Source organism: Flagellimonas meridianipacifica, assembly GCF_003001695.1.
GTDB classification, from domain to species: domain Bacteria; phylum Bacteroidota; class Bacteroidia; order Flavobacteriales; family Flavobacteriaceae; genus Flagellimonas; species Flagellimonas meridianipacifica.
In genome coordinates this window covers 1,942,376-1,956,792 of record NZ_PVYX01000002.1, presented here as the reverse complement: position 1 = coordinate 1,956,792, position 14,417 = coordinate 1,942,376, and the positions used below count along the sequence as shown (strand labels likewise).

13 protein-coding genes are annotated in these 14,417 nt (G+C 39.8%); 10 read left to right on the top strand and 3 right to left on the bottom strand.

What is annotated here, in order from left to right; genetic code table 11:
* Window positions 1-171 precede the first annotated feature (171 nt).
* Both lon and cmk read left to right on the top strand, forming a co-directional pair.
* Complete coding sequence (lon, locus tag CLV81_RS18975) at window positions 172-2,622, top strand: endopeptidase La (protein WP_106147732.1); 2,451 nt, start codon at window positions 172-174, stop codon at window positions 2,620-2,622.
* A 58-nt stretch (window positions 2,623-2,680) separates the two neighbouring features.
* Entirely contained in the window at window positions 2,681-3,376 is a 696-nt protein-coding gene (cmk, locus tag CLV81_RS18970; protein ID WP_106147322.1) for a (d)CMP kinase, read from the top strand.
* A 47-nt stretch (window positions 3,377-3,423) separates the two neighbouring features.
* Here cmk and CLV81_RS18965 read toward each other — a convergent pair whose 3' ends face one another.
* Window positions 3,424-3,804 carry a LysM peptidoglycan-binding domain-containing protein gene (locus CLV81_RS18965; RefSeq protein ID WP_106147320.1) on the bottom strand — a complete coding sequence of 127 codons (381 nt, stop codon included), beginning with the start codon at window positions 3,802-3,804 and terminating at the stop codon, window positions 3,424-3,426.
* A 268-nt stretch (window positions 3,805-4,072) separates the two neighbouring features.
* Here CLV81_RS18965 and rpsA point away from each other — a divergent pair, with 268 nt between their 5' ends.
* The 8 genes from rpsA (at window position 4,073) to ppk1 (ending at window position 12,034) form a co-directional block, all read left to right on the top strand.
* A complete protein-coding gene (gene rpsA / locus CLV81_RS18960) occupies window positions 4,073-5,908 on the top strand; it encodes a 30S ribosomal protein S1 (protein ID WP_106147319.1) in 1,836 nt (611 codons plus the stop codon).
* A 111-nt stretch (window positions 5,909-6,019) separates the two neighbouring features.
* Complete coding sequence (pyrR, locus tag CLV81_RS18955) at window positions 6,020-6,559, top strand: bifunctional pyr operon transcriptional regulator/uracil phosphoribosyltransferase PyrR (protein WP_106147317.1); 540 nt, start codon at window positions 6,020-6,022, stop codon at window positions 6,557-6,559.
* Window positions 6,560-6,565: 6 nt separating this feature from the next.
* Window positions 6,566-7,492 carry an aspartate carbamoyltransferase catalytic subunit gene (locus tag CLV81_RS18950; RefSeq protein ID WP_106147315.1) on the top strand — a complete coding sequence of 309 codons (927 nt, stop codon included), beginning with the start codon at window positions 6,566-6,568 and terminating at the stop codon, window positions 7,490-7,492.
* A 4-nt stretch (window positions 7,493-7,496) separates the two neighbouring features.
* Complete coding sequence (locus CLV81_RS18945; RefSeq protein ID WP_106147313.1) at window positions 7,497-7,829, top strand: ribonuclease Z; 333 nt, start codon at window positions 7,497-7,499, stop codon at window positions 7,827-7,829.
* On the top strand, window positions 7,826-8,731 hold the full coding sequence (locus CLV81_RS18940) for a ribonuclease Z (RefSeq protein ID WP_106147311.1): 906 nt from the start codon (window positions 7,826-7,828) through the stop codon (window positions 8,729-8,731). The genes CLV81_RS18945 and CLV81_RS18940 overlap by 4 nt, the downstream gene beginning before the upstream one ends.
* Before the next feature lie 75 nt (window positions 8,732-8,806).
* Window positions 8,807-9,454, top strand: coding sequence for a pyridoxamine 5'-phosphate oxidase (gene pdxH / locus CLV81_RS18935; protein ID WP_106147309.1), 648 nt, complete (start codon window positions 8,807-8,809; stop codon window positions 9,452-9,454).
* Window positions 9,455-9,464: 10 nt separating this feature from the next.
* Window positions 9,465-9,956 carry a SixA phosphatase family protein gene (locus CLV81_RS18930; RefSeq protein ID WP_106147307.1) on the top strand — a complete coding sequence of 164 codons (492 nt, stop codon included), beginning with the start codon at window positions 9,465-9,467 and terminating at the stop codon, window positions 9,954-9,956.
* Complete coding sequence (gene ppk1, locus CLV81_RS18925; RefSeq protein WP_106147305.1) at window positions 9,953-12,034, top strand: polyphosphate kinase 1; 2,082 nt, start codon at window positions 9,953-9,955, stop codon at window positions 12,032-12,034. The genes CLV81_RS18930 and ppk1 overlap by 4 nt, the downstream gene beginning before the upstream one ends.
* Here ppk1 and CLV81_RS18920 read toward each other — a convergent pair whose 3' ends face one another.
* Both CLV81_RS18920 and CLV81_RS18915 read right to left on the bottom strand, forming a co-directional pair.
* The gene (locus CLV81_RS18920; RefSeq protein ID WP_106147303.1) at window positions 12,035-12,616 is read right to left on the bottom strand and encodes a MiaE family protein; all 582 of its coding nucleotides are present in this window, start codon (window positions 12,614-12,616) and stop codon (window positions 12,035-12,037) included.
* A 72-nt stretch (window positions 12,617-12,688) separates the two neighbouring features.
* On the bottom strand, window positions 12,689-14,404 hold the full coding sequence (locus tag CLV81_RS18915; protein WP_106147730.1) for a DNA polymerase III subunit gamma/tau: 1,716 nt from the start codon (window positions 14,402-14,404) through the stop codon (window positions 12,689-12,691).
* Window positions 14,405-14,417 lie beyond the last annotated feature (13 nt).

Genomic DNA, 14,417 nt, shown 5'->3' with positions numbered 1-14,417 from the left:
ACACTTTTTTAATTTTTTTTGAAATTCATGGCACAGGAATTGCCCTTTTGGTTGTGAAAAGGTACTTCGTAATGCCTATATATTTAGGAAAGCGAGGATTAACATGAAGAGAAGTACCTAATTATAGAGATACATTTTGTTTAAAATGACAAAATGTCCGAAAAAGAAACTATGGGAGAAATTAAAATATCAACTTTTGACAGTTTGGCCATGCAGGGATTGGATGATGAAGCAGAATTGATTCCCCTGCTCACTCCAGAGGATGAAGAGGAAATGAATAGGGAAGAGCTGCCAGAAACCCTACCTGTGCTACCGCTTAGGAACACAGTGCTGTTTCCTGGGGTCGTAATTCCTATAACCGCCGGAAGGGATAAATCCATAAACCTTATCAAAGATGCCAACAATGGAAGCAAGACGATTGGAGTGGTTTCCCAAAAGGATGAGCAAGTGGAGAATCCAGGCGTTCAGGACATCAATAGATTGGGGACTGTAGCTAGAATTTTACGCGTGCTACAGATGCCGGATGGAAATACTACGGTAATAATACAGGGAAAGAAGCGATTTGAGATAGACCAAGTAGTCAAGGAAACGCCCTATCTGACAGCAACGGTGAAAGAAGCGGTGGAAGTAAGACCCAACGAGAAGAGTGACGAATTTGGTGCTATCATCGATTCAATCAAAGAACTGGCTTTCAAAATAATCAAGGACAACCCAAATATCCCCACCGAGGCCACTTTTGCCATACGCAACATTCAGAGCAACTCATTCCTAATCAATTTTGTGTCATCCAATCTGAACCTTTCTGTTGAGGACAAGCAAAAATTGCTAGAGATTCCAAATCTTCAGGAAAGGGCCATGGCTACTTTGAAGTTCATGAATACTGAACTTCAAAAATTGGAGCTAAAGAATGACATCCAGTCCAAGGTAAGGACCGATATGGACCAACAGCAACGGGAATACTTCTTGCACCAACAGATGAAGACCATTCAAGAAGAGCTTGGAGGGATTTCCTATGAAGAAGAGGTGGATGAAATGCGTGCCAAGGCCAAAAAGAAAAAATGGGGCAAGAAAATTAAGGAGCATTTTGAGAAGGAATTGGCCAAGATGCAGCGGATGAACCCTCAAGTGGCGGAATACTCCATTCAAAGGAACTACTTGGACCTCTTTTTGGATTTGCCATGGGATGAGTTTTCAAAGGATAAGTTCGATTTGAAACGTGCTCAACAGATATTGGATAGAGATCATTACGGACTTGAGGATGTAAAGCGCAGAATTATTGAATATTTGGCGGTCTTAAAACTTAGAAACGACATGAAATCGCCCATACTTTGTTTGTATGGTCCTCCAGGGGTTGGTAAAACTTCTTTGGGGAAATCAGTTGCTGAAGCCCTGGGTAGGGAGTATGTACGTATTTCTTTGGGAGGCCTTCGCGATGAGGCTGAGATTCGAGGGCATAGAAAAACCTACATAGGTGCCATGCCAGGGCGAATTATTCAAAGCCTCAAGAAAGCGGGTACTTCAAATCCTGTATTTATTTTGGATGAAATTGACAAGCTCTCCAGCAGTCATCAAGGAGATCCTTCCTCTGCGATGTTGGAAGTATTGGATCCTGAACAGAACAGCGAATTCTACGACAATTTCTTGGAAATGGGGTACGACCTGTCCAAGGTAATGTTTATAGCAACAGCGAATAATTTGGCTACCATCCAACCTGCTTTGCGTGATAGAATGGAAATCATCAACGTAACGGGTTACACCATTGAAGAAAAGGTAGAAATTGCGAAACGCCACTTGTTGCCCAAACAGCTAAAAGAACACGGTCTTTCCACCAAGGATTTACGCATTGGTAAGCCACAATTGGAGAAAATAGTTGAAGGCTATACTCGAGAATCTGGGGTTCGTAGTTTGGAAAAGCAATTGGCCAAAATGGTTCGTTACGCCGCTAAGTCCATCGCTATTGAAGAGGAATATAGCGTAAAAGTGACCAATGAAGATGTAGAAAAGATTTTGGGTCCCGCGCGTTTGGAGCGTGATAAATACGAAAATAATGACGTAGCAGGAGTAGTCACAGGTTTGGCTTGGACTAGCGTGGGAGGAGATATACTTTTTATTGAATCCATACTTTCCAAAGGAAAAGGAAGTCTTAATATTACCGGAAATTTGGGTAAAGTGATGAAGGAGTCATCAACTATTGCTATGGAGTATATCAAATCTAATGCCGATACTTTTGGGATTGATTCAGAGGTTTTTGACAAATACAACGTGCATATCCACGTGCCAGAAGGAGCTACACCCAAAGATGGTCCTAGCGCGGGAATTACCATGTTGACCTCTTTGGTCTCTCTGTTTACACAGAAAAAGGTAAAAAAGAGCTTGGCTATGACTGGGGAAATCACACTGCGTGGCAAAGTATTACCTGTAGGGGGAATCAAAGAAAAGATTTTGGCCGCCAAACGGGCTCGCATCAAGGAAATCATCCTATCTGAGGAAAACCGAAAGGACATCAACGAAATCAAGGAGGATTATCTAAAAGGGCTTACCTTCCACTATGTGGCGGAAATGAGCGAAGTAATAGACATTGCCATTACCGATAAGAAAGTAAAGAATGCCAAGAAGCTCTAGGTTAAGAAGTTTCTTGTCTCTTTTGCGTTACCTGATTTCTTTCCATTATTTTTAGGCAATGAAAAAAATCATCATTGCAATTGATGGCTATTCCTCTACCGGAAAGAGCACCATAGCCAAACGCCTGGCAAAAGCTTTGGATTATGTGTACGTGGACACTGGGGCTATGTATAGGGCGGTTACCCTTTTTGCTTTGAAAGAGGGGTTTTTTGGCGAAAAAGTGGATGATGCATCATCACTGATTGAACATTTGCCCAATATTCAATTGAAATTCGTAAGGGATGCTAAACTAGGGACCTGTGATATGTACTTGAACGATGAAAATGTAGAAAAAGACATTCGTACGTTGACCGTTGCACGAAAAGTAAGTCAAGTTGCAGCTATAAAGGAAGTACGGGAAAAATTAGTGCATCTACAGCAACAAATGGGCATTGAAAAGGGTATTGTGATGGACGGTAGGGATATTGGTACCGTGGTCTTTCCAGATGCCGAATTGAAGATTTTTATGACCGCATCCCCTGAAACACGAGCTACGCGAAGGTATAAGGAATTGCTGGACAGAGGCGATAAGGTCACTTATGAAGAAGTGCTAAAGAACATAGAAAAACGCGATTTAATCGACTCTACCCGTTCAGTTTCTCCGCTACGAAGAGCTAATGACGCGATTGAATTTGACAATAGCGATATGGGATTGGAAGAGCAGTTTGAGCGGATTTTTAGTTTTGCCCAGCGGGTTATTGATAAAAGCAAATAAAAAAGCGCCCATGCAGAGCGCTTTTCTTCTAAATAAGAACTTTTTGCCTAGATATTTGGAATCACCAAAACCTGGTCTGGGTGAATCACATCTGGATTGCTCAAAATGTTAGTGTTGGCATCAAAGATTTTGGGATACTTCATGGCATCACCATAATAATGCTTAGCAATCAAGCTTAAAGATTCACCACTTTTTACAGTATGTCTGTGGTATACGGAATCGTCTGCAACAGTAATGTTCGCTTTAATGTCAGAAGGACTTTCTCCGCCTATTTCCTTTATTTTATCCCAGATGGCATTTTTCTCATAAGGGGTATTGGCTACTCCTTTTATTTTTAAAACTCCTCCATCTTCAGAAACGTCACCATCTTGTATACCTAATTCTTGTCCTAGGTCCAAAACAGCTTGATATTTTGCTTTTGCACTCATAATGTTTTGTGTTTAATTATAGTTGATAATATGAAACAAGATATGCATAAAAGTCACATTTTTCCTTAATTTTTCGTCAATTCTCCTGTAGATGGTCGAAGTCTTTAATAAGGGTTTGTAAAACAAGGAATTAATTGTATTTTTGCGCTCCTTTTTGTGACAGTTGACAAGAGACAAAAGGGGATGTAAAAAACAAAATCTATAACAACTTTCGCGACTACTGTCTAAACCCTTGTAAGCTTGCGGAATACAAATTTAAATCAGCAATATGGCTGAAGAAAAAACAAAAGCAGAAGCGGTAGAAACCGCAGAAGCAGTTCAAGAAGTAAAAAAAGCAGAGCCAAAACAAGACCCTCAAGAGTATTTGGACAATTTTGATTGGGATAAGTACGAAGAAGGTATTGAGCGTGTTGAAGATTCCAAACTAAAGGAATTTGAAACCTTGGTCGAAGAAAATTTTGTGGACACTGCAGATGAAGAAGTAGTGGAAGGAAAAGTGGTTCACATGACCGACCGCGAGGCTATTATCGATATCAACGCAAAATCTGAAGGGGTTATCTCTTTAAATGAGTTCCGCTACAACCCAGACCTTAAGGTTGGGGATAAAGTAGAGGTACTTATCGATATCCGTGAAGATAAAACGGGACAGTTGGTACTTTCTCACAGAAAGGCCAGAACTATCAAAGCTTGGGATAGAGTAAATGATGCCCACGATAAGGAAGAAATTGTAACCGGTTTTGTAAAGTGCAGAACCAAAGGAGGTATGATTGTTGACGTATTCGGAATTGAGGCTTTCTTACCTGGTTCACAGATTGATGTGAAGCCTATCCGTGACTACGACCAATATGTTGGTAAGACCATGGAATTCAAAGTGGTTAAAATTAACCACGAGTTCAAAAACGTCGTTGTTTCCCATAAAGCACTTATCGAAGCTGATATTGAAGAGCAGAAGAAAGAAATCATTGGCCAATTGGAAAAAGGTCAAGTATTGGAAGGTGTTGTCAAGAACGTTACTTCCTACGGGGTATTTATCGACCTTGGAGGTGTTGATGGACTTATCCACATTACCGACCTTTCTTGGAGCAGAATCAATCACCCGAATGAAGTGGTTGAACTAGACCAGAAATTGAATGTGGTTATCTTGGATTTTGATGACAACAAGTCTAGAATCCAATTAGGATTGAAGCAATTGGAGAAACATCCTTGGGATGCTCTTGGCGATGAAATCAAGATTGGTGACAAAGTAAAAGGAAAAGTAGTGGTTATTGCTGACTACGGTGCCTTTATAGAAGTTGCTGAAGGTGTTGAAGGATTGATTCACGTTTCTGAAATGTCTTGGTCTACACACTTAAGGTCTGCTCAAGACTTTGTAAGCGTAGGTGATGAGGTTGAAGCGGTTGTATTGACCTTGGATAGAGAAGAAAGAAAAATGTCACTAGGTATCAAGCAATTGACTCCAGACCCATGGACTGATATCACTACGAAATATCCTGTTGGTTCCAGACATGAAGGAATCGTTAGAAACTTCACCAACTTCGGTGTATTCGTTGAGATGGAAGAAGGAATTGACGGTTTGATTTACATCTCTGATTTGTCTTGGACTAGAAAAATCAAGCACCCATCTGAATTTGTTACTGTTGGTGACAAATTGGAAGTTGAGGTATTGGAATTGGATGTTGAAGGACGTAAGCTGAGCTTAGGTCACAAACAGACTACAGAAAATCCTTGGGACAAATATGCTACCGAGTTCGCTGAAGGTTCAGTGCACAAAGCAGCAGTTTCTGAAATCGTTGATAAAGGAGCTACCGTAACTTTCAATGACGATATTGTAGCCTTTATTCCTTCCCGTCATATGGAGAAAGAAGATGGTAAGAAATTGACCAAAGGAGAAGAAGTGGAATTCAAAATCATTGAGTTCAATAAAGATTTCAAACGAGTAGTGGCTAGCCACACTGCAATCTTTAGAGAGCAAGAGGAGCGTAATATGAGAACAGCCAGAAAGAAAATGGCTGCTTCGCAAGAAGACGCACCAACTCTTGGAGATGCCAATGCACAACTGCAAGCATTGAAAGAGAAAATGGAAGCAGATTCCAAAAAGAAGTAAATTGAATAACTTCAAATAAGAAAGCCCCGACCTCTGGTTGGGGCTTTTTGTTTCCCAAAACTTTTAAAGTTTTGTTTACTTTTGCATACAATTGAGCGGGGAAAACAGCAAATGAGTCAAAAAGTACTTCTTACTGCAAAGGAAATTAACATCATACTTCATCGTTTAGCCTGCCAACTTTTAGAAAACCACCTTGATTTTTCAGAAACCGTACTTATTGGCCTTCAGCCAAGAGGTATTTTTTTAGCTGAAAGATTGACCAAAATCTTGAAGGAAGATTACAAAGTGAAGGATATAAACCTGGGTTCATTGGACATCACCTTTTATCGAGATGATTTTAGAAGAGGTGAAAAAACACTTCAAGCCAATGCGACTAAAATCAATTTTTTGGTGGAGAACAAAAATGTGGTGTTTATTGATGATGTGCTGTACACTGGCCGTAGCATTCGAGCAGCTTTAACGGCCATCCAATCTTTTGGTCGCCCTTCAAATATTGAGTTGTTGACCTTAATAGACAGAAGGTTTAGTCGTCATCTCCCAATTCAGCCAAATTACCGAGGGAGACAAGTGGATGCGATTAACGAAGAGAAAGTAAAGGTAATGTGGGAAGAAAATGATGGAAAGGATATTGTGTATTTGATTAATAAGTAAAGAATAATGAGTGAATTAAGTGTCAATCACTTACTGGGCATAAAATATCTGAACAAAAAGGATATCGAACTCATTTTCGAAACAGCAGATCATTTTAAGGAAGTAATCAATAGGTCGATAAAGAAAGTCCCTACCCTTCGGGATACCACCATTGCGAATATATTCTTTGAAAACAGCACCCGAACCAAACTTTCATTTGAGTTGGCGGAGAAACGACTTTCTGCGGATGTTATCAATTTTTCGGCTTCCCAATCCTCCGTTAAAAAAGGGGAGACCTTAATTGATACCGTGAATAATATTCTGTCCATGAAAGTGGATATGGTCATTATGAGGCATCCCAATCCTGGAGCTGGAATCTTTCTGTCCAAACATGTCAATGCGTCTATTATTAATGCAGGGGATGGAGCCCATGAACACCCAACACAGGCTCTATTGGATTCCTATTCAATTCGGGAAAAATTAGAGGGTGTTGAAGGAAAAAATGTTGTGATTGTAGGTGATATTTTGCATTCAAGAGTAGCACTTTCCAATATTTTTGCACTTAAATTACAAGGTGCCAAAGTGAAAGTTTGCGGACCTAAAACATTGATTCCTAAGCATATTGAATCTCTGGGAGTGGAAGTAGAGACCGATTTGGTCAAAGCTCTGGAATGGTGCGATGTGGCCAATATGCTCAGGGTACAGAACGAGCGAATGGATATTAGCTATTTTCCATCCACTAGGGAATACACACAACAGTTTGGAATAAATCGTAAATTACTGGATAGTTTGAATAAGGAAATTGTTATCATGCACCCTGGACCTATCAACCGAGGTGTGGAAATAACAAGTGATGTGGCCGATTCTGACCAGTCCATTATCTTGGAGCAAGTAGAGAATGGAGTGGCGATTCGTATGGCGGTTATCTATTTACTGGCTTCAAAAATTAAGTAAAACCATGATTTTCGATAAAGAGGGTACAACAACCATCGTTTTTCAGGAAAAAATTACCATAACCACCTTTCTTGAAAACCTGAATAAAGCATATTCCAAATTGAAGCATGACAATATCATTGTCAATCTTTTTTCTTTTAAAAGTCTTACTTCCGGTGATATCCTTGAGTTTTTACAGCTTTCCCAGAAACATAAACAAGGAGGTAAATCTTTCGTTTTGGTGTCCAATAAAATCTCATTTGATGAATTGCCTGACAATATAACGGTAGTGCCCACCATTCAAGAGGCAAAGGATATTATTGAAATGGAAGAGATTGAACGGGATTTGGGTATATGAAGTTAACCATTTTAGGTTGCTACTCAGCCACCCCCAGGACCTTTACCAACCCAACGGCCCAAGCACTTGAAGTAAAAGGACATCTTTTTTTGATAGACTGTGGAGAAGGTACCCAAGTGCAATTAAGAAGATACAAGGTCAAGTTTTCGAGAATAAACCATATTTTCATTTCCCATCTTCATGGGGATCACTTTTTTGGCCTTCCTGGCCTCATTTCCACTTTTCGACTTTTAGGAAGGGAGAAACCATTGCATGTTTACGGTCCCAAAGGAATAAAGGAAGCTATAACCCTATTTCTAAAGCTTGGGGACTCATGGACCAATTATCCCCTGATTTTTCATGAATTGGATTCTAAAGATTCTGAATTGATTTTTGAAGACGATACGATAACAGTAAAAACAATTCCATTAAAGCACCGTATTTACACGAATGGATTTCTTTTTGAGGAAAAACCAGCTCCTCGGAAATTAAATATAGATGCTGTCGAAAAATGGAAAATAGACCGTTCGCAGTACAATGCTATAAAAAACGGCGCTGACGGTATTCAGGAAGATGGTACGATAATCCCAAATATTGATTTGACCCAAGACCCTCCCAAAACAAAAAGCTATGCTTTTTGTAGCGACACCAAATACAATGAAGACATCGTTCCCCTAATCCAAGATGTGGATACACTTTATCACGAATCCACCTTTTTGGAATCTGAAGCCCATTTGTGTGAGAAGACCAAGCATTCAACTGCCAAACAAGCTGCACAAATTGCAAAAATGGGCAATGTTGAAAAACTCATCTTGGGGCATTTTTCTACAAGATATCCCTCCATTGAATTATTTAAGGTGGAAGCCCAAACCGTTTTTCCCAATTCGGAGCTAGCGGACGATGGGAAATCATTTGAGCTATAAATGCCCAAATAGCCATTCCAATACTTTTTTCTCTCCCTAGTTTTGCGGAAATTTGAAAGAATAACGAGGCAAATTATGCAGCAAGATCTTAGTGATTATAGAAAGTCTTACCAAAAGAGTGAACTTTTGGAAGACGGTATCAAGGATAATCCTATGGAACAGTTCCAAAAATGGTTTTATGAGGTGGAAGCCACTGATGGTCTGGAAGAACCCAATGCCATGACCCTGGCAACTATTGGATTGGACGGTTTTCCAAAAAGCAGGGTGGTTTTAATGAAGAAATATACTTTTGAGGGGTTCATTTTCTATACCAATTACAACAGCGAAAAGGGAAAGGCCATGGAGAAAAACCCTGAAGTTTGCTTGTCTTTCTTTTGGCCTAATATGGAAAGACAAATCATAATCAAGGGAAGGGTGGAAAAAATTGCAGAAAACCTATCCGATGGCTACTTTGAATCCAGACCAATGGGAAGTCAATTGGGCGCAATAGTTTCTCCACAGAGTGACGTTATCCCTTCAAGAGAGGTTCTGGAATCTAAACTGGCCGAGCTCGAAAAAAAATACACGGGAAAAGAAGTGGAAAGACCATCCTACTGGGGCGGGTATATGGTTCGTCCTGTTTCTTTGGAATTTTGGCAAGGACGCCCCAATCGTCTTCACGACCGCATTCGGTACACACTTCAGGAAGATTTTGACTGGAAAATAGAGCGTTTGGCTCCCTAAAAGAAGAAATATGAAGCAGATTGTTCTAATGCGGCATGGAAAGTCTTCTTGGGACTATGAAGTATCCGATAAAGACCGTCCTTTAAAAGAAAGAGGAATACATGACGCTCATTTGGTGGCAGAGAAGTTATCCTCGAAGGGTTTCTCGATTGATTTTGCCTATTCCAGTCCGGCGAACAGGGCACTCCATACAAGCATGATTTTTTTACGGGGAATCGGTTTTGATTTGACAAGATTTCAAGTGACCAATGCGTTATATGACTTTTCTGGGGATAGTGTTGCGGCTTTCATTGAGAGTCTACCCGATACGTTGGACACGGTTATGATTTTTGGTCATAATTATGCCTTCACCACGCTTGCAAATACTTGGGGAGATACCTATATTGAAAATCTTCCGACAGCGGGATTGGTCCAAATTGAATTTGATGTGAATGGATGGTCCAAAATTTCAAAGGGAAGAACAAAACAAATAGTATTTCCAAAACACCTACGAAATAAATGATCAAAGTAAAGAACGAATACGTAAATAGAGAGATAAGCTGGTTACATTTCAATTCGAGGGTGTTGCAGGAAAGTGCCGATAAAAAGGTACCTCTGATTGACAGGCTTCGTTTCTTGGGTATTTTCAGCAATAATCTAGATGAGTTCTTTAAAGTGCGGTATGCCACCGTGAAACGTATTGTTGATGCCGGAAAAACAGGTAAAAGTGTTTTAGGTGGGGAAAAGGCCAAAGACTTGCTGGAAGAAATCACAAAAATTGTGATTCAACAACAAGCACAAAGCCAAATGATTCTCAATCAAATTGAAGAAGAGCTTAAAACCGAAAACATTTTTATCATAGACGAAGGAGAGATAAGCGAGAGTCAAGCTGAATTTGTTAGGGAGTACTTTTTCAAGAAGGTGAACCAAGAACTAATGACCATCATCTTGAATGACCTAACAGAATTTCCTTTGCTCAAGGATACGGCCGCATATCTAGCGGTCAAAATGGTCATGAAAAAGAATGAGCAAGGTCAATCTTTAGGTAAAAATAGATATGCACTAATCGAAATTCCGAAGGGTATAGACCGGTTTGTGGTACTTCCCAAAGAAGGCGATAAAGACTATATTATCATTCTTGACGATTTGATTAGGTACTGTTTGGATAGTGTGTTCACCATGTTTGAATATGAGTCCATTTCTGCCCATATGATTAAGATTACACGGGATGCAGAATTAGATATCGATAATGACTTGACCAAGAGTTTTATTGAGAAAATATCATCTAGCGTTGAAGGTAGAAAAATAAGTGACCCGGTACGTTTTGTCTATGACAAGAGTATTGATAAGGACACTCTTCAATTTCTGAAGGCTAAAATGAACATTATTGATACAGATAGTGTTATTCCTGGAGGGCGTTATCACAATAGACGGGATTACATGGGATTCCCGAGCCTCGGCCGAACAGATTTGATGTATAAAAAGATTGAGCCTTTACCTGTAAAGGGATTTAGCATGAATGGAAGCCTTTTGGAACTCATTGCACAAAAGGACTACTTGATTTATACGCCCTACCATACCTTTTCCTATTTAACGGTTTTTTTACGTGAAGCAGCTCTTGACCCTAAAGTTCGTAGCATTAAAATTACCATTTATCGTTTAGCCAACGATAGTCAGGTAGCTTCTGCTTTGATTAATGCGGTCAAAAATGGGAAACAAGTTACCGTTCAAATAGAACTACAGGCTCGGTTTGATGAACAAGCCAATATTAAGTATGCCAATCTACTCAAAGAAGAAGGGGTCAATCTAATCTTTGGAGTTCCTGGATTGAAGGTGCACAGTAAAATCTGTTTGGTGGAACGCGAAGAGCCCAAAGGATTAAAGCGATACGGATTTATAAGTACGGGTAATTTCAATGAGTCAACGGCCAAGATTTATACAGACTATACTTTGTTTACCGCTCATGAAGGTATTTTAAAGGAAATGTCAAAGGTTTTCGACTTCTTTGAAACAAACTACAAGGTCAATAAGTACAGACACTTGATTGTCTCTCCCCACTATACGAAGTCCACCTTTATGAAGCTGATAGACAACGAAATACAGAATGCCCAAGAAGGTAAGGAAGCTTTTATCAAAATAAAGATGAACAGTCTTACCTCATATAAAATGGTGGATAAATTGTACGAAGCAAGTAGGGCAGGGGTAAAAGTACAATTGATAATACGAGGGGTATGCTGTTTGATTCCAGGGGTCGAAGGAATGAGCGAAAACATTGAGGCCATTAGTGTTGTGGATAAGTTTTTGGAGCATCCAAGATTGTTCATCTTTGCTAATGACGGTGACCCTAAAATCTACATATCATCAGCGGATTGGATGACACGAAATCTTGACTTCAGGGTAGAGGTAGGCTGTCCTATTTATGACCCAGATATTCAGCAAGAGTTAATCGACACGTTCAACATCTCTTGGAAAGATAATCTAAAGGCTCGAATTTTTTCGGACAAACAAGACAATGCATACCGGGAAATTAATGTCGGAGAACCAGAACTAAGATCTCAGTTTGCCTTATACGATTATTATCAGGCTAAACTGGAATCTTAATTAACCGTGCATCGTTTCTTTTTTACCAAGATTTTGCATCAGGGTAGCCTCGTATTCCAGTAAATCTTGCCATTTCTGGTCAACTTCCTCGCGGTTACCATACATTCTGGCAAACTTTAGAAACATAGTATAGTGGTTGGCTTCACTGACCATAAGATTTTTATAGAATTCTGCCAGTTCTGCATCATTTACTTCTTCAGAAAGTAACCTAAAACGTTCGCAACTTCTAGCCTCTATCAAGGCTGCATAAAGCAACTTGTGGACCAAGTGGGTTTCCCTACTACCTCCTTTTGGAAAGAATTTCATCAACTCAATCACGTATTCATCCTTTCGCTCCCTTCCCAGGACCCAACCTCTTTTAAGAATCTTGTCGTGTACCATATTGAAGTGTCCCATCTCTTCACGTGCTAAAGAAGTCATTTCTTTCACTAGTTCTGATTTTTCTGGGAAGCCAATAATAAGTGAAATGGCCGTACTGGCTGCTTTTTGTTCACAGTACGCATGATCTGTCAAAATCTCTTCAATGTTCTTTTCAACAATGTTTACCCACCTCGGGTCAGTAGGGAGTTTAAGGCCTAGCATGTCTTATTCAATTTAAATTTCAAAGATAACGGAAATGGAAATCAGAATGATTGGTAGTTAATGGATTCAGAGCTAAAAATCTAAATCAAACTCTTTTCTCAATAATTCAATGGCTGGATTTTTTTCTTTTAACTTCTGATATTTCTCTTCAGGCGTGAAGGCATACTTTTTGGCGGCTTCCTCATTCACGGTAATGTGCAAGGTGATGGAGTAATTGGCCAATTTTTGTTTTAAATGGTTCATCAAAGGACCTTGTTCCCGTTCCACTTCCTTTTTCATGGTATGATTGGGAAGTTCTATCCAAATAGTATGGGCATCTTTTAATTTGGGAACATCGGTTTGGAGGTTACTTGCCAATATTTTTCTACCGTCGTTTTCCAGCCGTTTCACATAAGCCTCCCATTGCTCTTGCATCTCACTTTCAGTAAATGGACTTTGTGGCAAATCCTCTTCTGGAATATTTGGATTCTTAGTGTTAGTATGCTCTTTTTTGGTTTTGATGCTGGAGAGTGACAGTCCGGAAACACGATTCGCGCTATTCTTTAAATCTATTTTCTTGACGGGTGGAGGCGCTGGAACAGGAATAGACTCCTCTTTTTCCTGTTGCGGAGTTGGTTCTGTGTCAACCCTTTTATTTTCAGTTTGTTGAATAGTAGCTTTTGAAAGCTCGCTTGTTGGAACATGCTTGAAATGTGAAGCCGGAATTAGAAAATCAGCGTTTTTTTTTTCACCATCAAAAGTGATGGAGGCCAATTTCATTAAGGTCAACTCTACCAACAGACGCTGATTTTTACTGGTCTTATATTTTAAGTCACATTCGTTGGCCAAATCAAGAGCTTGGAGCAAAAATTCTCGTGTAGCAGTAGCCGATTGATTTTTGTATTGTTCTTTAACATCCTCTCCAACTTCTAAAAGCGCTATAGTTTCAGGATGTTGGCATACCATAAGGTCTCTAAAATGAGACGCCAGACCGGTAATAAAATGATGCCCGTCGAACCCTAGGGAAAGCGTTTTATTGAACAAGACCAGTAATTCAGGAATGTTATTCTCAAGAATTAGTTGGGTGGTGGTGAAATAAGTGTCGTAATCAAGAACGTTCAAGTTTTCCGTTACCGCTTTTCTGGTCAGTTTTTTTCCTGAAAAACTAACCACCCTGTCAAAAATGGATAATGCATCGCGCATGGCACCATCGGCTTTTTGCGCAATGATGTGCAGGGCACTCTCTTCGGCCTCAACACCTTGTTGCTCAGCAATATATTTTAGGTATTCTGCTGCATCTTTAACAGTTATCCTCTTGAAATCAAAGATTTGGCAACGTGAAAGAATAGTTGGAATAATCTTATGTTTTTCCGTAGTGGCCAAAATAAAAATAGCATGCTTTGGTGGTTCTTCCAAGGTCTTCAAAAAAGCATTGAAAGCAGATTGCGACAGCATATGAACCTCGTCAATAATATATACTTTGTATTTACCGACTTGTGGAGGAATCCGAACCTGATCAATTAGACTCCTGATATCATCTACCGAATTATTGGAGGCGGCATCCAGTTCAAAAATATTGAAGGCAAAATCTTCATCTTCCCGTTCTGTCCCATCTTGATTTATTTTTTTTGCAAGAATACGAGCACAGGTAGTTTTACCAACACCACGAGGTCCACAGAACAAAAGAGCCTGGGCCAAATGATTATTCTCAATGGCGTTGAGCAAGGTATTGGTAATAGCCTGTTGCCCCACAACATCCTTGAATGTCTGCGGGCGGTATTTTCTAGCTGATACTACAAAAGGCTCCAATTCCAAAAGATTA

Bases quoted from the DNA above. Each gene is read 5' to 3' on its own strand.
- lon (WP_106147732.1), top strand. From the start codon at position 172: ATGGGAGAAATTAAAATATCAACTTTTGACAGTTTGGCCATGCAGGGA.
- cmk (WP_106147322.1), top strand. From the start codon at position 2,681: ATGAAAAAAATCATCATTGCAATTGATGGCTATTCCTCTACCGGAAAG.
- CLV81_RS18965 (WP_106147320.1), bottom strand. From the start codon at position 3,804: ATGAGTGCAAAAGCAAAATATCAAGCTGTTTTGGACCTAGGACAAGAA.
- rpsA (WP_106147319.1), top strand. From the start codon at position 4,073: ATGGCTGAAGAAAAAACAAAAGCAGAAGCGGTAGAAACCGCAGAAGCA.
- pyrR (WP_106147317.1), top strand. From the start codon at position 6,020: ATGAGTCAAAAAGTACTTCTTACTGCAAAGGAAATTAACATCATACTT.
- CLV81_RS18950 (WP_106147315.1), top strand. From the start codon at position 6,566: ATGAGTGAATTAAGTGTCAATCACTTACTGGGCATAAAATATCTGAAC.
- CLV81_RS18945 (WP_106147313.1), top strand. From the start codon at position 7,497: ATGATTTTCGATAAAGAGGGTACAACAACCATCGTTTTTCAGGAAAAA.
- CLV81_RS18940 (WP_106147311.1), top strand. From the start codon at position 7,826: ATGAAGTTAACCATTTTAGGTTGCTACTCAGCCACCCCCAGGACCTTT.
- pdxH (WP_106147309.1), top strand. From the start codon at position 8,807: ATGCAGCAAGATCTTAGTGATTATAGAAAGTCTTACCAAAAGAGTGAA.
- CLV81_RS18930 (WP_106147307.1), top strand. From the start codon at position 9,465: ATGAAGCAGATTGTTCTAATGCGGCATGGAAAGTCTTCTTGGGACTAT.
- ppk1 (WP_106147305.1), top strand. From the start codon at position 9,953: ATGATCAAAGTAAAGAACGAATACGTAAATAGAGAGATAAGCTGGTTA.
- CLV81_RS18920 (WP_106147303.1), bottom strand. From the start codon at position 12,616: ATGCTAGGCCTTAAACTCCCTACTGACCCGAGGTGGGTAAACATTGTT.